This is a genomic window from Paraburkholderia acidisoli (assembly GCF_009789675.1).
Classification (GTDB): Bacteria; Pseudomonadota; Gammaproteobacteria; order Burkholderiales; family Burkholderiaceae; genus Paraburkholderia; species Paraburkholderia acidisoli.
This window is the reverse complement of sequence record NZ_CP046917.1, coordinates 32,998-52,867: the sequence shown is the minus strand read 5'-3', so window position 1 is coordinate 52,867 and position 19,870 is coordinate 32,998. Positions and strand designations below refer to the sequence as shown.

16 protein-coding genes are annotated in these 19,870 nt (G+C 59.7%); 3 read left to right on the top strand and 13 right to left on the bottom strand.

From position 1 onward, the window contains the following. Window positions 1-10: 10 nt before the first annotated feature. From FAZ98_RS34620 to FAZ98_RS34575, 10 genes are read right to left on the bottom strand one after another with little or no spacing between them, the layout of a single operon-like run. Window positions 11-826 (bottom strand): hypothetical protein, encoded by an 816-nt coding sequence (locus FAZ98_RS34620; protein ID WP_158958828.1) that lies wholly within the window; start codon window positions 824-826, stop codon window positions 11-13. Next, a complete protein-coding gene (locus FAZ98_RS34615) occupies window positions 813-2,111 on the bottom strand; it encodes a hypothetical protein (protein ID WP_158958826.1) in 1,299 nt (432 codons plus the stop codon). The genes FAZ98_RS34620 and FAZ98_RS34615 overlap by 14 nt, the downstream gene beginning before the upstream one ends. Window positions 2,112-2,119: 8 nt before the next feature. After that, window positions 2,120-3,784 carry a type II secretory pathway protein gene (locus tag FAZ98_RS34610; protein ID WP_158958824.1) on the bottom strand — a complete coding sequence of 555 codons (1,665 nt, stop codon included), beginning with the start codon at window positions 3,782-3,784 and terminating at the stop codon, window positions 2,120-2,122. Window positions 3,785-3,787: 3 nt separating this feature from the next. After that, window positions 3,788-4,321: a toxin co-regulated pilus biosynthesis Q family protein gene (locus FAZ98_RS34605; RefSeq protein WP_407672181.1), complete on the bottom strand. Its 534-nt coding sequence runs from the start codon at window positions 4,319-4,321 to the stop codon at window positions 3,788-3,790. A 36-nt stretch (window positions 4,322-4,357) separates the two neighbouring features. Further along, entirely contained in the window at window positions 4,358-4,774 is a 417-nt protein-coding gene (locus FAZ98_RS34600) for a lytic transglycosylase domain-containing protein (protein WP_199272513.1), read from the bottom strand. Further along, a complete protein-coding gene (locus tag FAZ98_RS34595; RefSeq protein WP_158958819.1) occupies window positions 4,774-6,018 on the bottom strand; it encodes a TrbG/VirB9 family P-type conjugative transfer protein in 1,245 nt (414 codons plus the stop codon). Before FAZ98_RS34595 ends, FAZ98_RS34600 begins: the two co-directional genes overlap by 1 nt. Next, entirely contained in the window at window positions 6,015-6,797 is a 783-nt protein-coding gene (locus FAZ98_RS34590) for a transglycosylase SLT domain-containing protein (protein WP_158959068.1), read from the bottom strand. Before FAZ98_RS34590 ends, FAZ98_RS34595 begins: the two co-directional genes overlap by 4 nt. Window positions 6,798-6,831: 34 nt before the next feature. After that, window positions 6,832-8,103 (bottom strand): TrbI/VirB10 family protein, encoded by a 1,272-nt coding sequence (locus FAZ98_RS34585; RefSeq protein ID WP_158958817.1) that lies wholly within the window; start codon window positions 8,101-8,103, stop codon window positions 6,832-6,834. Window positions 8,104-8,105: 2 nt separating this feature from the next. Beyond that, window positions 8,106-8,999: a TrbG/VirB9 family P-type conjugative transfer protein gene (locus FAZ98_RS34580; protein ID WP_158958815.1), complete on the bottom strand. Its 894-nt coding sequence runs from the start codon at window positions 8,997-8,999 to the stop codon at window positions 8,106-8,108. Continuing rightward, window positions 8,996-9,700 carry a type IV secretion system protein gene (locus tag FAZ98_RS34575; RefSeq protein WP_158958813.1) on the bottom strand — a complete coding sequence of 235 codons (705 nt, stop codon included), beginning with the start codon at window positions 9,698-9,700 and terminating at the stop codon, window positions 8,996-8,998. The genes FAZ98_RS34580 and FAZ98_RS34575 overlap by 4 nt, the downstream gene beginning before the upstream one ends. A 616-nt stretch (window positions 9,701-10,316) precedes the next feature. Between FAZ98_RS34575 and FAZ98_RS34570 the strand changes: the two genes are divergently transcribed. The 3 genes from FAZ98_RS34570 (at window position 10,317) to FAZ98_RS34560 (ending at window position 15,133) form a co-directional block, all read left to right on the top strand. Continuing rightward, on the top strand, window positions 10,317-11,402 hold the full coding sequence (locus tag FAZ98_RS34570) for a ParA family protein (protein WP_158958811.1): 1,086 nt from the start codon (window positions 10,317-10,319) through the stop codon (window positions 11,400-11,402). A 389-nt stretch (window positions 11,403-11,791) separates the two neighbouring features. Continuing rightward, window positions 11,792-12,439: a hypothetical protein gene (locus FAZ98_RS34565; RefSeq protein WP_158958809.1), complete on the top strand. Its 648-nt coding sequence runs from the start codon at window positions 11,792-11,794 to the stop codon at window positions 12,437-12,439. Window positions 12,440-13,831: 1,392 nt separating this feature from the next. After that, the gene (locus FAZ98_RS34560) at window positions 13,832-15,133 is read left to right on the top strand and encodes a replication initiation protein (protein ID WP_158958807.1); all 1,302 of its coding nucleotides are present in this window, start codon (window positions 13,832-13,834) and stop codon (window positions 15,131-15,133) included. Between the two features lie 44 nt (window positions 15,134-15,177). Here the strand turns inward: FAZ98_RS34560 and FAZ98_RS34555 are convergent, their stop codons facing one another. The 3 genes from FAZ98_RS34555 to FAZ98_RS34545 form a co-directional block, all read right to left on the bottom strand. Beyond that, complete coding sequence (locus FAZ98_RS34555) at window positions 15,178-16,206, bottom strand: ParB/RepB/Spo0J family partition protein (protein ID WP_158958805.1); 1,029 nt, start codon at window positions 16,204-16,206, stop codon at window positions 15,178-15,180. Window positions 16,207-16,208: 2 nt separating this feature from the next. Next, window positions 16,209-16,862: an AAA family ATPase gene (locus tag FAZ98_RS34550; protein WP_158958803.1), complete on the bottom strand. Its 654-nt coding sequence runs from the start codon at window positions 16,860-16,862 to the stop codon at window positions 16,209-16,211. A 1,114-nt stretch (window positions 16,863-17,976) separates the two neighbouring features. Further along, window positions 17,977-19,824: a phage integrase family protein gene (locus tag FAZ98_RS34545; RefSeq protein WP_158958801.1), complete on the bottom strand. Its 1,848-nt coding sequence runs from the start codon at window positions 19,822-19,824 to the stop codon at window positions 17,977-17,979. Between the last annotated feature and the right edge of the window lie 46 nt (window positions 19,825-19,870).

Here is a 19,870-nt window from a genome sequence, read left to right as displayed (position 1 = left end):
GATTTCCCGGTCAGTTGGCTGGCGACGCAAGCATCGCCGGCGGCAACGGGCGCGAAAGGTCGCCCAGTAGCGGAGCGCCGCCGGACACCATGCCCGGCGTTGCCACCGGCGCTGGCGTCACCGCGTCGCCCTTCATTGCAACGCTCCACGTGTGCCGCCCCTGCGCAACGGTCACGACCTGCCCCGTTACCGCGCGCGCCGTCCAGCCGTTGAGCAGCTTCTCGCCCACCCGCGCGTCGTAGACGGCATCGTTGTACTGATAGAGGACATGCTGACCACCGCTGTCGGTGTAGGCACCGAAGAAGCTGACGGGCTCGGTCCGCGCACGCGGCGCGTAGCCCGGCACCAGGGTCGAAGGGCCGGGGCGCACCGGCGGTAGCGCGGCAGCGGGCTTCACGGGTGCCGTAACTGCGACGGGTTGCGAGGCACCCTCTGCGCCGCGCAGCGAGCTGGCTACCCTGTTGCGCGCGAGCCGGTCGATCTCGCCGAGCGTGAGATGCGTGCCGTCGCTCGCGAGCGGCGTCGACGCGGCGGAGGAAGAACCTGCGGATTCACCGTTCGCTGCAGACGCCGCGGGCGCGGGCGACTGCGCCGGTGGCGACGCCATCACGGCTGCCGCTTTCGCAGTCGCAGTTTTTCTCGATGAAACCTGATGACCTGAGAGAGCCGCAGCGGACGATGCCGACGGCACGATCACGGAGGTCGCGGGTGCCTGCGATACAACGGCATCGAACGAAGGCGTCGACGCGGCCGCGGCACGCAGCCACGCCGCGCCCAGCGTCAAACCGATGACGGCCGCAGCCGGAAGACGTTTACTGCACGACATAGTATTTGCCCTTTGCAACGAAATGGATGCCCACCTTGCCCAGTGCCTCGGGTGCCGACGTATCGAGCTTCACCTCCAGCGTTTCGAGGGTCATGTCGGGAGGCAGGTGTTCGAGGAGCGGCGCCTGCCAGCGATAACCATCGATTTCCCATTTGCCCTCACGAACGAGCGCGCCGTGGTGTTCGCTCGCAGGCGGCGGTGCGCTGAGCAGCGGATGTGTCGGCTCAATGCGCACGACGTAGCCAAAGCTGTTCAGGTCCACCGGCTTCACGGACAGGCGTTGCGCGGGCGTCTGCAACGACTCGATCAACGTCTGTTCATCGGGCCACTGCGCGCGCTGCGACGGGGTGACGGCGTCAACCTTCGGCACAACCGGCCCACGGGCCGCGAGCGTGCGGCCTGCGCGATCGAACGCGATCGGGAGCATCGATGCGGGCGCGCCGCGGGCGAAGTCCTCGAAAGCGCCACCCATGCGCAGCCAGGTCACCGTGCAGGTGCCGGTACTGCCGCAGACGGCGTGATCGAACTGGAACCCCTTGCGGTTTGTTTCGGTCCAGTCGAACTGGGCCAGCAGCGCCGGCGTGAGTTGCGACGCCATCGGCGTGACGCCACTGAAGGCCTTCTTCAGCGCCTGGTTGTAGCGTTGCGTCCAGTCCGGCCCCTTCGCGACGATCGGCGGCGGGTTGAAGACGCCAGCCATCTCCTTGATCCCGAAGCCCGCAATCGCCACCACAAGCATCAGCACGACCGCGTTGGGAATACCTGCCGGCACGCGTTTGAGCGGCGCGGCCTTTTTCAGGGTCAGCAGCTCGCCCGGCTGAAACGGTTCATCGCCAGCCGGAATGTCAGCACCGGCCGCCAGTACGACGAGAGCCAGTCCCTGACGGCGACTGCGCTGCAGGATTTCCTCGCGCCGCCTGTCGGCCTGCGCGAGCGTATGCACCTCGTCGTTTTCAACCACGCCGCGCACGACATGAACGAGATGCACGCGCTGGCCGTCCTGCATGAGCACCAGCACGGCCGGCTTCGAGCGCACGCGCTCAAGCATGGCGATACGCGCGGCACCGGAATACAGCGTGACGCGTTTCAGCTCTGCTGCCTCCGGCGCGCAGAAGCCCGCCACCTCCACCTCGCCAAGCGTCATGCTCACGAAGTGCGTCGCCGAGAAGTCCTCCGCGTACCGGACGCGACTGTCCTTTTTGTCCTTGAGCGGATACGCGCGCCAGTCGAGGCCGAACACGAGCCTCGCGCGGCTGTCTCCCGGTAGCGGTTCGGTGATATGCATGCCCGTGCTCACATCGACGGCACGACGGTTGCCGTGAGCATCACCACCTGGAACGTGCGCGCCTTGTTCCACGTGCCCGTGATGCCGGCAATGCCGCCGTTCGTCGTGCTGTCGGCCGTATCGGTCACCGCGCCGTAGAGCACGATGGTCTGGCCGTCCGAGAGCGCAATCGTCTGGTCATCACGGCTGCCGGTCAGGTGGGAAAGCTGGATCTGCTGCGCCGTCTGCCCCGAGCCGACGCCTGCGGACGTGAACGGGCCGTTGGGTTTGGACGTGTCGCGCCAGTACGACAGGATGATCTGGTTGTGATCGTTGACCGAGGGCAGGATGTTCAGGAAATCGCCCGTCGTGAGCGTGCCGGGCGTGAGACCCGGAACGCCCCCTGACGTGGCCGTGAGACTGCCCGCCGAGGCGGTCGTGGAACGCAGATAGTCGTCGCTCTGGAAGTTGGCGACCGACACCGGCAGCCCGTTGAGGGTGAGCTTGCTGACTGTGTCATCGGAGACGGTGCGGCCGTACTGGTTCAGCCCGTTGACGACCGCATTCGTGCCCGAGAACGGCGCGTTGGACTGAAGGACGGACAGGCCCACCGTGCCGCCGCCTGAGGCAAGCGACGTCGGTGACGCAAAATTCACGGCCCACTTCGCGAGTCCCCCCTGGATCTGGTTGAACACCACGTCGGCGTTGACGCCCGCCTGGCTGCCACGGTTCAGCGCAATCTGGATTGTTCGCACGCGCAGCATGACCTGACGCGTGGAGATCGCGTTCTCGCGCTTGAGCACCTCGGCCATGCGGTCCGCCGCTTCCTTCGTGTCGTAGATCATCACGAGGCGGCTTTGCGGATTCACCGTCACCTGGCCCATCGGCGAGCGCAGCTTGTCCAGTTCGGCCTGGATCAGCGCGATCTGGTCGAAGTCGCCCTTGCGTCCCGTCGACGTTTTTGCGGTGAACGACCCCGTGTCGCTGTTGGAGCCCCCCGAAGAACCGGAGGACTGGTTGCCCGTCGACGTGTCCGTGCCCTTCGACATGGTCGAGTCGATCGACACCTTGCCGGGAATCGCGGCGATCTGGTACATGCGCGTCACGAAGCGGCTGATGCTGATGGTCGACCCATCGAAGGACCATGCAAGACCCAGGTTCTCGCTCACGTCCTGCAGGTACTGCCCGATGCTGCACTGGTCGCACTGCTGCTCGTAGACGGGCTGTTCGGACATTGCACGTTGACCGCCTGTGCCGACCATTCCGGCCATACCCGTCGTCGCCCTGCTCTCGCTTCCCTTGCTCTCACCGCCCTTCCCGTCGCCCCCCGGGCGCGGAATCAGCGTGTCGCGCGGAATATAGACGTCCGGGCTGACATGAACCGGATAGCCCGAAGCGCTGGACACAAGCGTCGCGAGCGTCTTCATTTCGAGCTTCGGCGGGAACGTCACTTTCTTGTCGCGGAACACCGCGGGCAGCGTCGCCACATAGGCGAGCGGCATCGGGCGATCTCCGAGGAATGCGGACTGGACATGCTCCACGAGCGCAATGCCCTGACCGGAACCATCGAGCGCCGCGCCCGCCGTGGCGTTGGCGCGGTCATAGGCGCTATTCACGTCGCCCTGGGTCACGGCACATCCGGCCAGTGATGCAGCCACTACGACAATGGCGGAACGGAAGCGGAGAGATTGCATCGGTCAGTCCTGGCAGTTCGCCGCGCGCGCGATCACGCGGATGACGTTGTTGGTGTGTTCGCAGATGCGCGCGGGGGTGCGCATGTGATTGGTGGCCTGCATCACCTGGGTGAGCACGGAATCGAAATCGCCACTGAAGGAGGCATTGAATTCCACCGGCAGGTCGTCGTCGATCTTCCACGCGAGCTGCCAACCCTGGGTCGACAGCCACCGGTCAAGCGCATTGCGCAGGTTCATGTCCTGCGGAGTGATCGAGAGCGATAGCGTGCCGGTCGGCTCGCCACCCGCAGCGCCGGGCAATACCACCGCCTTCACCTCGGTCGAGGTCGAGGGCGCGGCCCCGGCTACGGCGACGATGGGCGGCGCGCCCGCCAGTGCGGCGGAAGCCGAAATCACCGGGCTCGATTGCGTCCCGAGCACCTGCCAGCCGTCACCGGAAGGCGGATGCACGGCGGACTGGTCGGGATCGACCGCGGCCAGCGCAGCCTGGGCGAAGACGATCGTCAGCACGCTCAGGAACGGTACGAGTTTGCGCATGCAGGGCGTGGCCCGGTTTGCTTGTTTGCTCATGGATTAGTGGCCCTGCAGGCGGCGGTAAATCGAGTTGGCATAGACGAACTGGTGTGCGGGCGTGGGCGAGTTATAGGCGCCGACGGCTTTCCATGTCGGGCCGAACTGCCGGATGTTCGACGCGAGAATCCACGTCCCTACATAGGCATTCACGCAGGCGTTGAAGAGGTGTTCGCGCCGGATGCCGAAGCGCGCGAGCGTCGGCAGCCACGAGGAGTTGATCTGCATGAGACCGATGTCCTCGGTACCGTTGCGGTTCGTGTTCACCGCGTCGGCGCGCATGCCCGACTCCTGCCGCGCGATCGCACGCACGAGCTGCGCACTGATATGGCGATAGGCCGCGGCATCGTCCAGACAGTCGGCGCGGCACACGGCGGGCACCAGCATCGCAATGCAGGCTACGTGGAAGAAGGCTCGCATCATGACGACGTCCCCGCACGCTCGAAATACTTCACGTCGTGACGGCGCAGCACGCTCACGGTCTGGCCGTCGGCGGTCACGATGAACTGCTCGGCCGTGCCGTTAAATTTGAAGTAGCGGCCTTTCTGTTCGCCCGATCCCAGATGACGGACATCGGCCACCGTGACGTTGATGACGCTCGGGGCGAACTTGAAATAAGTCTGCCCACCCTCGTCGAATACGGACTCGAGGTGCGCGGTATTGTCTGCGGGGAAGTCGTACACCGTTCCCGCGCGCCGCGCGACCTCGACACGATTCGTCGCATCGGAGACGACGAAGGTCTCAGCGCGATCGATCGTCATCACCCCCGCGTCAGCGTCCCAGTGTGGATGCAGCGATACACCGTCGGCGGTCGCAATCTTGAGATCTTTCGGCTTCGCGGCAAAGCGGATCTGCGTATGCGTGTCGTCGCCATCGCGGATCGCGTTCGCGCCGAAGTATTTCGCGAGCAACGATTCGGTCGGAGCACCCCCCCGATCCTTGACCGGCAGCTTCGCAACCGCATCGGTATCCACCGACGATGTCCCGGCATAGTTCAGCGCGCCCGACTTCGCGACGTCATGGCGAAGGCGTACATGACGCGCGTCGAAGTCCACGTCGGCATACAGCCCCGTCTGCGTCATGAGGCGATCGAGCGCGTGCATCCAGTTCTCCCCGGGCACCGTCTCAAAACGCGCGGCAGCCGTCAGATCCACATCCTTGCTGGCCGAGCCGCTCCAACCCTGCGGAACGAGCGCCTTCACGATCGAGGCGACCGGCATGTTCGCGTTCAGGCTGCGCACGGGCTCGAGCGCGCCGTGGGTGCCGACGAGCGAAAGCCTGCCGCTGAAACCGGTGAACGCCGCGGGCTGATCGTCTCCCGCGCCGGGCACGATGCCGTGCCCGCCGATAAACGTGTTGGCGCGGTTCCACGTCGCGACGGCCGTGTGCCCCGCGACGCTGAGTTGTATCGACGCCGGCGTGCCCTCCACGACGACATACGGGCCTTCCTGATGACTGCCCGCGACAGCAATGATCTGCCCGGCGCGTGGCTGGATATACGTCTTCGCGCCGTCGTTGAAGATCAGCGCGGGCCGCTCGGCGAGGCCACCCGCCACCTCGTAGTCGAAGTCGAACGGATCGGTGTCCGCGGCACCTGCCATGCGCGAGACGCAAACGAGGCCAAGCGCGCTGATCGCAGCGAGTACGAGAATCCTGCGCGTCATAGTCCCGCCTGAATCTGGTTGAGGTGATGCACGAAACGCGCGAGATAGGCGCTGCCCGGTGCGGGATTCGCGCTGTGGTAATACGCGATGGCCTTCGCAACCGAGTGCGTATGGCGGTAGTTCTCGTTGAGGATGTCTTCCGCTACATGCACATTGGTCGCGGGCGCAAGTGCATCCCATGGCGACGCGAAGCGCTGCCGGTGGTAGCACCAGTTGACCTGCATGAGGCCGACGTCGAAGTCGCAACGACCGGCTGCGATGAGCCGGCGCATTGCCCCGTAGGCGTCCTCGCGCGAGCGGAAGAAAAACCCTTCGCCCGCTACATTGAGTGTCCACGGCCACGCACGGCCCCTGTATGCGGACTCGTTGAGCGCGATCCCGGCGAGCACCTTCGGATCGACGCTCGTGTGAAGCAGTTCGAACGGCTCAACCGCATTCGCACACGCCCAGCCGCCACGACCCTCAGTCATTGCGGCCTGCGCATCGTCATCGAGCCCGGTCGGCAGGAGCCATCCGCTGCGGACCATCAGCGTGGCGAGCGACACGTCGTGCGCATCGACGGAGACGGTCATGCCTGCGTCGGGCGAGCTGCGCACCGGCTGACCCAGCAGCGGCGCAGCCCATCTGTCAAACGCACGCAGTCCGCAATACAGCACGGGCTTGCCGTCCAGTGGCGCAAGTTCACGCGCGTTGCCCGAACCCAGCACGAAGGACACCGGGCTGATGACCTGCGTAATCGAAGCCGCGTGCACCGCGCCGCAAGCGGTCAGGCACAACATGAGACCGATTGGGCGGATGTTTGCAAGGGCGCGTTTAACCACGGTACGGCTCCAGGTGGATATCGCGGTTCACCTTGATCATGAAGCGCTGACCCGGCTTGATCGTGATCGTGGGCGGGATGTTCTGGTAGCGGTTCAGGATCGATTGGGACGTTTGCGCCGCGACCTGCCCTGCCGTATTGCCAACCTGCGTCACACCGTACGGGCCGCTCGTGGTCGAACTCGTATCGCTGCCGTCAAAGTGGTTGAGCAGGATGGCCGTGAGAAACGAGGCGCCGAAGATCTTCCAGAAGTGGTTGTTCACGTCACCGGAAAAGCCCGCGTAGCCGTTCTGGTCGGCGCCCTGCGCGCCATAGAGCGGCACCTGCTTGCCGTTGGGCAGGCGCATCTCGGTGGCGGCAACAAGAATGCTTTCCTGCCCCACCTTGATATCGCTCTGATACGGCGCGGTGATCATGGTCCCCTTCGGAATCATGAGACACGTGCCTGTAACGCTGTCGTAGACGTCCTGTTCGACCATGAGCGCGGCCGTACCGGGCCGGTCGGCGTTCTCGCCCTCCATCACCAGCACGCCGATATGGTGCGGAGGCGACAGCGTGCACGCTCCGGTCTGTCCGACGAAGCCCGCACTAAGGAACCCCTCGCCCGACGCGGATTGCGCCTTTGCATCCTTGATGAACTGGAGATCGCGTTGCTCGGACGAAGCCGGTTGCGCGCCGCCCTGACCGGATGCGGCGGCGAGCGCCCTGGCCTGCGCTTCGGCGGATGCCGTGGCCGACTGCTGGGCTGCGGTGCCCTGTTGTGCCATCTGGCCGGGCGTCAGAAGTCCTGCGATGCCGGTAGCGGCCGCGGAGCCGGCCTCTTCCTTGACCTTGTGCCCGGGAATGAAGATGGGCGATGCATAAATGTCGTCGTGTTTAGCGTCTGCGGCGAGTCCTGACGACGACGCTTCCTTTGCGAACTGGTCGAGCGACAGCCCCGGCTTCGTTCCGGCCGCGGGCGCCGAGGCGGCGGCTGCCTCGCGCGCCTTGCGCTCTGCCTCACGCGCGGCGGCCTGCTGGTCGCGGATAATCTTGTCGATATCGGTGCTGTTCGGCGCATGGTCGACCGACGCCGCCGTCTTCGCAGCCTTCTCCGCTTTTGCGTCAGCGTCGGCCTTGCTCGCTTCCTTCGACTGGTAATAGAAGCCAAGCGTGCCTATGATCAGCGCGAACAGCACGCCGACGGCAATCAGCGCACGTCGCGGCGACTTGCCGCGCGTGACGCGTTCCTGATCGGTTGCAGTTTGTGGGTTCGGGCTCGACATGCTCAGAACCCAAAAATGCCGCGGCGACCGCGCGTGATCTTGACCTCATCGCTCGCCGCGCGCAGCACGATCGTGTCCGCGAGCTGCTGCACGACGATGTACTGCCCGCGACGGATGAAGTTCGGCGCGACATCGTCGCCGTGGTCTTTCACGATCGGCACCGCGAACGGCGCTCCCGCAGGCAGTCTCAGCCAGACGAACTTGCCGTCATCGAACACGGTCTCGGGTTTGAACGGCGCGGAGCCGGACACGGTGTAATCGAAGTTGAGCTTGTCGGGCGAGACGCCAAGCGGGCCCGAATCCGTCCCACCGCCACCACTACCCTCTGCGCCAGCAGCGGCGCCGTCGGCACCGGCACGCGCGTGCACCTTCGCCATGAGCGACTCCGGATAGTGAAAGCGCACGGTTTGATAGAACAAGCCACCAGCGGGCGACGACACGAGCGTCATGTCGTATTCGCGCAGGTTCGTGGTGAGGTGCAACGTGTTCACCAGACCCGGGCGCACCGGCTTGACGAAGACGTGGTTCGCGCCGTCTGTGTCGATGATCCACTGCACCGAGTCGCCCATCGCCGGGTCGACGATCAGCTTCTCGCCGGGCGCGAGCTCGATGGTCGTGAGCTTGAGCGGCGCCGCCATGATGCGAAAAATCTGGTCGCGGCTGTAGTTGAAGACCACGATCCGGGCGTCATTGGGCATCGCCACCGGGTCAGTGCCGCTGTTGTACGGGTTCACCGGGCTCATCGGATCGCCCATGATCGCGCCGACATCGAGCGGGCCGGTCGCAGTCGGCGCGTGGCGCGCGGCGTGGGCGACTTGTGTGGCGTGCGCGTTCGGGAGAAACAGCGCGCACGCGAGCGCGGCGGGCAGCAGATAGCGGTTTGCCGGGATCGTCATGCGGTTTTCTGGAGCGTGAAGAACGGGAAAAAGATCCCGAAGGGGTTGGTCCCAACCGCATCGTCGGAACTCGCCGGCACGATCTGGTAGCGCAGCGTGAGCGCGTAGCGGACTTCGACCGGCTTGTCTGCGGGGAACTGGGTGGTGGTCGTAGAGAACTCCACGATGACGGTCGAATCGTCGAGCACCGACACGCTGCCTACCCTCACCTCGCGAACCAGCTTCGGGTTGGCGGTGATGGTCTGGAACGGGGCATCGAGCTTGAGCCAGGCAGCGAATTGGTTCTTCGCGTTGTCGAGCATCTGCGCCTTGACCGCGTTGATGTTGCGCGCGAGGCGCGACGTCTCGATGGTTGGCGTGAGAACCGGTTCGATCGTGAACCAGCGCTGCACTGAATCCGCAATGGATGAACGCAGCGCCTGGTCGTCAGGCTGGTACGCCGCGAGTTGCCGGATAAGCGGTCGCCCACCCGCATCGGCCGAGATGCCGTAGGACTTCACAACGGAGGGAGGCGGTTGACGAGTCCACACTGCGCCGGCAGCCACGACCGCCATCACAAAGCTGAAGAGTTTCCAGTGGTTTGCCTCGACGCGCAGGCGCGTGCCGCGATCGAAGATGATCTTTTCGGGATCTTCCTCGGAGTAGCCGCCCGGGGATGTAGAGAGGGCGACCTGTTTTCGGGAACGACGGAACAGGGGCATGACGCGCGCAAGACGAGTTGGTTCGCGTCAATTGAAACAGTGGAGGTGCGGTCGCTTAGGGGCAAAAGCAGAGGTATTTTCCATACCATTGCCGGAGCGACGCGTTTGCAGCGCTGGTGACAGGCGCCTGCTGCTGTTTTCCCGGAATGGTGATGTTTTTGGCTATCTTTTCACCAGCTCCCCCCGTGGCCGACAGATACCTTGCTGAAAAGACGAGGCAACCACGTTTCACATTTTGCACAACGTCAATTTTGGACGAATCGTGCAGTAAATCCTTTAAAATCAAGCCTTTACGGGTTTTGATCGAGTGGGAAAAAGCCTTTTTGGTGACATGCGCCTGTCATGGGTTTTTCATTTTTAGATACAATGATGGTATTTTATGCTATAAACTTCTAGATTTATTGCATTTTCAATCGTAATAATTCAGGATTTTTGTCGTCATCTAGCCTATCTACCGCCCACAAGCTTCTCAAATTCAAATTTCAAAGAAATCATATAATCTATGATTCTATTGATGATGTTAGGATTTTTTCTAAATCAAGGACAAAATCCTTGCAGAGTCGGCGATCTTTGCCCAGAATACTCGGAACGCGAACCTTCGTCCGAGAGGCATGTTTTGACCTTCAAGCCCTACAAAGTCCAGGCAGTGGCGCAATTACTCGGCGCCACAACCGACAGTGTTCGCCGAATGGTCGACGAGTCGGGCATTAAGGTCGCGCGCCAGGACTCGGGGACAAAGACGCGGATGTTCTCAGTCGAGAACATTTTTGATCTCGCACGCTTCAGCGCCACGAAAAAGACAAAAAAAAAGCGAGGCGAGCGTAAGCAGGTCGTTGCCACGGTCTACGCACCGAATGGCGGCGTTGGAAAGACCACACTGTCCGGCAATTTCTCGTCCTGTTTCAGTCTTCGCGGGCTGAAAACGTTGACTATTGACCTGGATTTCCAGGCGAAACTCACGTCGAGCCTTGGCTACGATTCTGAGTTAACTCTCGAAGAAGCGGCCGAGATCGGAAAGCCACCATCGCAGCTCGTCGAATACCATTTCGGAAACCTTATGCCGAATTGGCCTTTAGGACGACGAACACTCGATGAGGTTGTCAAAATGCCGTATGGCGAAAATGGCCCTCACCTAATTCCGGCGGACCTTACGCTAGATCGTCTCGACACGATGCTGACTACTGAAGCGCCGGCAAGGAGAATGGCCGACATGGCGATCTCCAAACTTCTCCGCGATGGACATGCGAAGAAGGATTCGCATTTCGATATTTCGAATTACGACATTGTGCTCTTCGACGCGCCATCGTCAAAAAACCGAATCACCCGCGGTGCGTTGCTCGCGTCGGATTACGTCATCTGCCCTGTGTCGATGGAGAAGTATTCGACAAAGGCACTCTCCTATCTGTCTAGCGTCCTGAGCGAAATGCACAATCAGTTCGGGCGCAGTCCTGAATTGATCATCGTCGGAAATTTTTTAGATTCGGCTCGAGGACCGGTCATGACGCAACTCAGCATGATTATGCAAACGTACAAGCAGTCGCTATTGGATTACTGGATTCGGCATAGCGAGGACTTTGCGAAGACCCTCGACAACGAAGCGGACGTTCCTCTCGTACTCTCAAAGCCCGGATGCAGCGCGTCAAGCGATTTGCAGAACTGTGCCGCCGCGCTGCTTACCCGCATGCAGGTAACAAATGCCTAAAGCCACGACAACGAGTTCCTGCAGCGGCTGCAAAATCGGCCTGCTCTTGCTAGAACCATAAAGTTAAATGTTCCGCCTAAAGAATGAACAGGGCTTCCCTTCCCGAGGCCGCGGCGGAAGCGAGAGTCGGCATCAATGCGCCAATTGTTGCTGTTCATGCAGAAGTGACCCGTCGGCCGCGTCAGCGCGTTCGTCAGGCGCTGGCATTTTGGGCCGCTGATGCGCAGCTGGGTCTTTTAGGCTTGCTCGATCAGCGTGAATGCAGGGCCAGAAACGTCGGCCGCGACAGCAGTCGGGCCTGCGCGTAGGGCGGTGGAGGCATTCTCCGCCGCTTGACTGCGATGCCAGCGCAGTATGCTTAGACAGGGTTTCTTCGACGAAAACATAAAATGACCTTCATCTACGACTCAAAGCGGGTGCCAAACCGCGTAACGGCTAAAAGCGTACACGCGGACTTGCGAAACCGAGGCGCATCTCATTTCGAGATAGGCTGCTTCTATCGAGCGATGCTCGCGAGACGGTTTTGGCCGACGCAAAGCAGCATGTCAGACTTCTTTGAAGTCTCAAATTCGATGGTGTCGCGGGCGATTTCATTGACCCGCATTCCCAGTGCGGTCGTGGACGCCTTGGGCGGCCCCGAACCCATCACCTTTCGGGTGGGCGACCTTTTGCTTGAGGCCTTAGGGCAACACGGCGAGCAAGAGATCTCGCGCCGTGCTCGGCAAGCATCTTCGTTGGGTTGCATGTCCGCAAGCGATATCCTCGACCTGGTCATAACAAATCGCAGACCGAACCGGAAAATATCAAACGTCCAAATTCGTCTTTCAAGAGATAAGAAAACCTTCAGGCTTGAAATTGCTGAGTTTGAACGATTTCTTCCGCACCTCGGCCAACTGGAGGAGTTCTTGTCGAACATGCTGTTGTGGTTCGAAACGACTCTCGAGAGCGGAGCGGTCGAGTCGCCGGTGGTAGCTAAGGGAGATTTAGCGAGAGAAATCGATGCGACTTTAGCGGACCACCCGAAAGTCCGGGTTTAGCCCGGAGATTGATATAAATTTCCAGTCAGTCCGGTCAAATCCCGGAGTTTTTACCTTCAGCGAAAGCCTAAGTTGAGTGGGCGACGCGTAAATTCTCACCAGTGGATCGGGATCGGAGATCCGGCTTTCAGTGTTTGGCGCGTTTGGTCATTGGAAGCCGTCAAGTGCCGGCTCGTCATCTTTAGCTGTAGCCGGGTGTTTGCGAGCAAACATCGAGCGGATCTCATTCATCATCCGTTGCCCTTCCGCCCGCAGGAAGATCGACGTGGCTTGGGTTGTGCGATGGACAAGAACGAGCTGCACGACGTCAATCGCCACGTCGCTGGCCGCTCTCTTGTGGCCGATCCCATTCCAACACCAACGGTTTGACGTTTTGAGGCGATTGCTAAATAGGTCAACGTCTATGGTCCCTGCTTTCAGTCGATTCTCGACAGGAGAACGTCTATGGTTCGGGGCAACGAAGGCATCAAGTCGCTAGACGAAAGTGGGCCGATCGTGGGTCGATTCGAGGCGTTCGACTGTAACGGGATGTCTGAGATTTGAACCCGCGGGCGCGTATGAGATGAACGCGTATGGTTCAGCTAGTTTGATAAATGTTGAAGAGCACCAGCGACGTTTACGTGTTTCAGTTAACACGTTTACATCCTTTAATAGTTTACACACCGCAAAGCCTTATCCCGTAGGGGTTTCAGCCCGATATGGTTCAACCCTATGGTTCCCGAGGGGCATATCCATGGGTCGGAAGGTGAATGCACATGGTACGGAAGGGGCACACGGATGGTTCGACAGGTGAATGCACATGGGCAAAAGGTGAACGCACATGGTTTTCGGCCAATTCCCCAGTGCTTAGAGACCGTCGTTTCGGTCCTACGTGTATGCCGCTGGTTCGCCCTTGCTCCTGCGTGCGTTCTGAGAAATCGTGCAGCATAACGTCGTATATCACTGATTTTTAAGGTTTTTTGTTTTTATTGAACTCAAAGGTGAACGTGTATGGTTCAGTAAATCTGCCTAATGCTGGATGTCCGGAGCACAGCTTGCCTCTTTAGGTGAACCCCTATGGTTCGCAGCGCGGCCTTTTCCGGTAATTACGCAGCTTCGCGGCGTTAGGTGAACGTCTATGGTTCTGTCAAGGGGGCAAAAGCTCATCTTTTTGAGCAGCTTTCTGTAGAAAGGTGAACATGTATGGGGTAAAGATGACCCAGAAGTGAGCGGTTACAAACTTGTAAGTATATGATTTAAATGCACTTATTTTGAAGATTTGGTTGTTTTGCCGATTGGTGAACGTCTATGGTTCTAACCAAGGCTGTTGTCCCGTCTTGCTGATGAAGCTCTTGAAGGTGAACATCGTACAGTGTATTGTTACCTTTAACTGATCCATCTCTTTGACGCATAGTGTCCAAAAAGAACGAATCCAAGCTCGAACCCACGCAGATCGCCTTGTTTCAAATTCCCGATCTGCCCGAGCCGTTCCGTAAAGCGGTTCCCGCCGTGCACATCGCACCGCAGGCAGGTCCGATATCGCTTCAGCAAGCGAAAATGTTCAACGCTCTCATCAAAAATGCGATTGAGCAAAACAAGGAAGGTGAACGCGTATGGTTCGAGTACGCTGTCACTGAGCTCATCTCGGATGTTGGGCTAAACACAAAGAACCGGGATTACGTCAAATCAACGATCAACTCGTTGATAGGGCTTGTTGTGAACTGGGATCATCTTTCGGGCACGCCGGTGTGGAATGCTAGCGGGTTGGTTGCTGGAGCAAAGCTGGCCGGGTCAACGCTGCGATATCAGTTTTCCGAGAATATCCGCGAGATTTTGATGAACCCGAGAATTTACGCGAGCATCGACATGCGGATCGCTCGCGAATTCAAGCGGGGACACTCTTTGACCTTGTGGGAAAACGTTGTCCGTTACGAAGGAGTCGGACGCACTCCGAGACTTAGTGTTGATACACTGCGAGATCTGCTTTTGGGCATGGAGTGGAAGCGCGGCTCTTACGCCCAATACAAGACGTTCAAGAGTCGTGTCCTTCTTCCCGCAATCGAGGAGATTAATCGCATCGCGGACCACGAGGTTGAGCTCGTTGAATTCAAGGTCGGACGGACGGTCGCGGATATTCAGTTCATCATCAGGGAAAAGAGAAAGGCGGATACGGTCCAGGAAGATGACCTTGAGCTCCTGACCGCGATGACGCGATTCGACATTCCACTGACCGAGGCGCGAAAGCTGTTGGCTGAGCATGGAGCGACCGCTGTTCAAAAAGCGATCAAATACACTGATCAACGGGTCATCAAGAAAAACGCTCAACCCATCGAGAATGTAGGTGCGTACTTCCGCAAAGCCCTTCAAGCCGGCTGGCAGAGCGAGGAGCAGCGCACCCAGGCCACGAGCGGGGTCATCGCGATGGAGGCTAGGCAAGGCCGCGCAGAGGACCAACTACTCGCAAAATATCAAGCTTACCGTGCGACCGAAGCACAGAGCTATTTCAACGAGCTTAATGTAGAAGAGCAGAATGAGTACGTGAGCAAGTACAACGATCAGGCAGCGACCCAGCTGAAAATCTTGGCAGGAAAAAAGATTAAGAAGACGGCTGAATCGTCGTTCTTCAATTGGCTGGCCGAACAGGTGTGGGGCAAGCCGACTGATCGCGATTTGTTGAACTTCCTTCTGAAAGATGCGGCAGTCGGCGCAAGGTGACCGCTGAGGTTGCGTCTGTGCAGCGCCATTACGGTGCACAGTGTTTACTTCGCTTTGTGCCCATCGGCTTCCAGCAGCTGACGGAGGGCCTCGATGTAAGCCTCGGCACGCTCCGGGTTGTCGAGCGCTAGACTTACTTGGATGTTGCCGCTGCCCCATTCCTTAATCGTCCCGATCGAAGCGCCTGCGGAATTCGACACCTTGTACTGACGAGAGAAGGTCTTCCGTGGTGCGCGTTGCTGAGCTAGCCCCTCTCGGGCTGCTTTTACCTTAAGGAAAGACAGTCCCTCCTCCACAATGCGCTGCGCGAACTCCCTCGTTCGAGCTTCATCTGTGGCTTTGTAATACAAGGCCAGCTCGTACGAAATGTTGATGCCAAATTGCTCCGGGTAAATGGAAATGAATTCATGCAAGACGGGTGGCAAGTCCAAGACGGCCAAGGTTTTACTGACCTTCGTTTTTCCTTCTCCCACCAACGCCGCGAGCTCGTCATTCGAGTTCGCATATCCTTCGTCGAGCAATTTTTTGTATCCCAGCGCGACATCGAGGACAGTTTCTTGTTCACGCTCGTTGTTTGCCGCACGTGCCAACCGATAAAAGTCGATGGGTTCAAGGCCTTCCAACACTTTCAACTCTAGCTCGGTCCAGCGATTTCGCAATGCGCCTTGCTTTCGATAGTGGCCGTCAATCAGAATCACTCGCTCAGGGATGCTCGGGTGACGTGCCGCTAACGCGGGCACGAGCTGCCCGTCTTTGCTCATTGATGCTGCGCGGGCAGCGATTTTTTCTTCCTGATAAATCGTTCGGCTATTCAGAGGATTGTCATCAATCTTATCAATTGGCCACGAGACGTACGCAGTTCTGACCCTCCCCTCTTTTTCGAGAGTTTCTACGTAGAAACTGGCCGAATCCGTTTTAAGCGTGTGTACCGGATCTGCCGCATCGAGCAGCGTTTCGCGGCCGTCGAGCGCAGCCTCTACACGGTCGAAACGCCCCACGACGGATTTATCTCGCAACTCTTGGTCGCGTTTCACGCCCGCGTTCAACGCTGCGGAAAAATCTTTCTTCGCCATTGTCACTCTCCGATTACGGCAAGCACTTCGTCCACGAAAGCATTGATTTCTTTCTGTGCTGCCTTTGCGCCGCGGATTTGCAAGACCGTAGTTCCTGACACTTCAGCTTCCTTGTAAGCGGTGCGGAAGCCCAATCGGGTCTTAAGCATTGGGATTTCCTCATCCTGTTCAGCCGCTTTAAAAATTTGCTGAACAATGGAGACTTTTTGATCCATATTAGCGAGGGAACGCAGCTTTAGATCCCCATTTGTCACTTGTGCAGTGAGGCCGAGCCTCTTGGCCTCTTGGACGGCCCAGAGATTTCCGCCAGACGCACCTACGGGAATCAAACCGAGATCGGAGATTAGCAGTGCGACGGAGGGCGCGCTCGACCTGATGGCAGGCGGACAGTCGATGACGATGAATTCGTAGTCATCGACGAATTTTGCGATTTCGCGATCTGGGCGCGGAGAGCGAGAAAGATTCGACAGAGCTGCCGGAAACGGTCGATCGTCAGCTGCGGCACCTACGGATAATGTGGCCGTCCCCTGTTCATCCAGATCTACGAGCAGAGTTTTGAATCCGCGTGACCCCAAGACGCCGGCTAGGTTGCACGAGGTGGTCGTCTTTCCGGACCCACCCTTTTGATTGAAGACCGTAATAATTTTTGCGGGCATTTGTACTCCGATCGTTTCCGTGCTCGTGATGGTGCAGTTTCTACGTAGAAACTGCACGCGCGTAGGATGTGAATGATGATAGTTTCATAATCTAGTTTTCTCAAGAAAAATTCACCTAGATAGCGATAGTCATCAACGAAATAATGTGAGTGATCTTGCTTTGTACCGGTAAAATCATCGTCCGATGTCTTTGGCGAATTGCACGGAGCTTGACTTCGAGTCTGTTGTAGCGTTCTTCGCGTGGAAACTACCAGCCGTAGTTTCTACGTAGAAACTGGGATGAACTATGACGGTCGGCGCTTGACCCTATCGGCCCGGTTCTCGCTACGCCCATAGTTTCTACGTAGAAACTATGGGTCGAGAGCCGCTTTCAGTGGACCATTCCTCGCGTGAAATCTGCCCAACATGAGTTGCGGGTACTTTATTCGGAGTGCCCTTGAAACGCGATGTCGCGTTTCGCCCGGATCGGTTAGCAGCCATGTCCATGAAGGGAAATGCAATTAACCGTTCGGGCCAGTTGAGATATGCAATTGATTGTCGCGCGCGCCAGTTTCTACGTAGAAACTGGCAGGTGCCGGGATCGGCTGAGGGAGGCTTCACGCAGAAACTGAGGGATCTGCCCTCGGAAGGGCCGCCATCATCGTGCGCGGCGGGTCCGGACAGTGGGCAGCGCTCGTTTTATCGGTTTTACCGTCTACATACCGATTGAAGGTAGTAGCTCCATGTGTCCCATATCCGTGAGAGTCGCGAATATCGAGGCCAGAGTCCACCGCTTCCGTTAGCCCCTTCGCGGACGAGTGGCGTGACAGTGCGTCGACGCCTCGTTGATCTGTTGAAAGTCAACCACTCGACCTTGATGTTGGGCCCAAGCGATCGCCTCGCGCAGACCAATACATAATTTCCGTATTGCCGCCCTCTTGGTGGGGCCTGTCCATTCGGCAGATTTTGTTCGACGAACTGCGACGCGACCGGCTCGACATTGGAGATCTTTCGCTATAAGCATGCACCGAGGGAAGGGCGCTCGCGGTGCGACGTTACATCGCCGTGACCCATTATTGGTTGCTGCTGGCGCAGAAGCGGCTCGCCGGGTAAGTTGGAGCCCGTGAGGAGACCGCTAGATGTCCGACGCTACGTCGATAGGCTCGGAGACACCGTTGGCAGGCCGCTGGTTTTCGGACTCGAGGCGGCGGCCAAACATAGCGCCGACTTCGGTCATCATGCGCCGCTTTTCCGCCTGTAGATAGATGGATGTCGTCTGAATCGACCGGTGCCCGAGGACGCGCTGAACGACGTCGAGTGGCACGTCGTTAGCGGCCGCCAACGTGCCAAAGGTGTGGCGAAAGGCGTGCGGCGTCGTTTGCTCAAGCTGAGCGTGCGTTGCGGGCGAAAGATTCTGGAGTTCAGCAAGTAGGCGTGCGCGCAACCACTCGATCAATCGGTAGAGATGGTTGCTCTCGTAGGGCATGCGTTCGCCGCTGACATGCTTGCGGCGCGCTGCCTCGGTGTGAGGAATAATCAGCGGTGACAGCAGGGGGCCGGCAGCGGCAGGGACATCAAAGTCGTCACCCCTGTCCTGCCAGTGCGCGCGCAGCGCGTCGACGGTCTCGACACTGACGGGAACGGTGCGCTCCCGGTTGCGCTTGCCGACGATCGTCAAAGCCCAGACTTCCACATTACTGTCGCTGACGTACGGCTGGAGGCGCTCGCGTCGTGCGGCCGCCGCTTCTTCACGCCGCAGGCCAGAGTCACCCATCAGCAACATCAATGCGTGCACGATACGCCAGCGCTGGCTCTCCGCTGCGGCGCACCTGCGTCGAACATGAGCGCGAACATCGGACCACAGCTCGCCGTTCAACGCACGCTCGATCTGAATCTCTCCCTCGCGCCGGATAGTCTCCGGGTCCCTGACACCTTTCCAAGGATTTCCCGCCAAGTAACGCATGTCGACGAGCCACGCGAAGGCGGCGCGGAGAACGCGAACCGCGTATACCTGGGACTCGGGACTTAGTTGGTCACTCGCGAAAGGTCGCCACCGGCGCGACGAGCGCGGTGCTCGCGCGCCGATGAATGACGGGGAGGGCAGCTTCAGAAAATCCTTGTAGGCTTCGCAATCATCGACGAGCAGGGAGCTGAGCGCCTTCCCACGGACGGTGACAGCCCACAGCAAGAATCGCTCAACCTCTTTGGTATAGGCGCGCAGTGTCTTCGGTCGATCGCGATAGAGATGCAACCACGCACGAACGGCGGCCAGGTCGTTATGCGCGGCAATGTACGGGAAGGCAGTTGATCGGTTGATGCCGGCGGAGCCATCGAGCACTTCGCGTAGCGCCATGCGCTCGAGCGGAGCCAGCACGTCAGCCGTGCCGCCGATGGCGACGATCTCCGCGTCGGGCGCGACAAGTGGATCGTCAAGATCCACGTCTGCGTCGACGTGAAGGCCGATATCTCGCTCGTGTCGGCGCAACCATCCCACGATCGCCCGCGCGCGGCCCGGGCCGATCCGGGGAACGGAGCGCCACCAGCTGCCGCCTCGTGCGTTGCAGTACGCGACAAGGTTTTCGAGCGTCGACACGCCGCGCATGTGGAGATAGCGGGTGACCAACGGTCGGAACCACATCCCGATGCCGTGTCCTGCAGCCGGTCGTGCCGCTGCGAGACGTGCTGCGTCCTCGACCATCTTCAGGGAGACAGCGGTAAGGCGCGCGCTCCCGTGCCGGCGGATGGAGGCTTTCAGGTGATCGGCGAGTACAGGGGACCCATGATCAATCGCCAGCTCAACGAGCGTGGCCAGCATGTCTCGCAGATAGCGTTCGGTCGCTCCTGGTGTGGCAGCGTGCGGGTCGTAGTCCTCGTTGAAATAGGTGCGCGCGATGACGGCCGGCGGCAGGCGCTGGACGAAGGCTCGCAGTGCCGCGAAATCTTTCGCGGTGTACAGGCGTTGGCGGTCAAGGGTTTCGGACAACGCTGCTCCTCACGCAACTAACGCTCAGCCTCGGTTAAAACACGCA

What these genes read in the sequence shown, in the direction of transcription:
- FAZ98_RS34610 (WP_158958824.1), bottom strand. Translation starts at nt 3,784, where the DNA reads ATGCAATCTCTCCGCTTCCGTTCCGCCATTGTCGTAGTGGCTGCATCA.
- FAZ98_RS34575 (WP_158958813.1), bottom strand. Translation starts at nt 9,700, where the DNA reads ATGCCCCTGTTCCGTCGTTCCCGAAAACAGGTCGCCCTCTCTACATCC.
- FAZ98_RS34600 (WP_199272513.1), bottom strand. Translation starts at nt 4,774, where the DNA reads ATGCGAGCCTTCTTCCACGTAGCCTGCATTGCGATGCTGGTGCCCGCC.
- FAZ98_RS34585 (WP_158958817.1), bottom strand. Translation starts at nt 8,103, where the DNA reads ATGTCGAGCCCGAACCCACAAACTGCAACCGATCAGGAACGCGTCACG.
- FAZ98_RS34565 (WP_158958809.1), top strand. Translation starts at nt 11,792, where the DNA reads ATGACCTTCATCTACGACTCAAAGCGGGTGCCAAACCGCGTAACGGCT.
- FAZ98_RS34555 (WP_158958805.1), bottom strand. Translation starts at nt 16,206, where the DNA reads ATGGCGAAGAAAGATTTTTCCGCAGCGTTGAACGCGGGCGTGAAACGC.
- FAZ98_RS34620 (WP_158958828.1), bottom strand. Translation starts at nt 826, where the DNA reads ATGTCGTGCAGTAAACGTCTTCCGGCTGCGGCCGTCATCGGTTTGACG.
- FAZ98_RS34595 (WP_158958819.1), bottom strand. Translation starts at nt 6,018, where the DNA reads ATGACGCGCAGGATTCTCGTACTCGCTGCGATCAGCGCGCTTGGCCTC.
- FAZ98_RS34615 (WP_158958826.1), bottom strand. Translation starts at nt 2,111, where the DNA reads ATGCATATCACCGAACCGCTACCGGGAGACAGCCGCGCGAGGCTCGTG.
- FAZ98_RS34580 (WP_158958815.1), bottom strand. Translation starts at nt 8,999, where the DNA reads ATGACGATCCCGGCAAACCGCTATCTGCTGCCCGCCGCGCTCGCGTGC.
- FAZ98_RS34590 (WP_158959068.1), bottom strand. Translation starts at nt 6,797, where the DNA reads ATGTTGTGCCTGACCGCTTGCGGCGCGGTGCACGCGGCTTCGATTACG.
- FAZ98_RS34550 (WP_158958803.1), bottom strand. Translation starts at nt 16,862, where the DNA reads ATGCCCGCAAAAATTATTACGGTCTTCAATCAAAAGGGTGGGTCCGGA.
- FAZ98_RS34605 (WP_407672181.1), bottom strand. Translation starts at nt 4,321, where the DNA reads ATGCGCAAACTCGTACCGTTCCTGAGCGTGCTGACGATCGTCTTCGCC.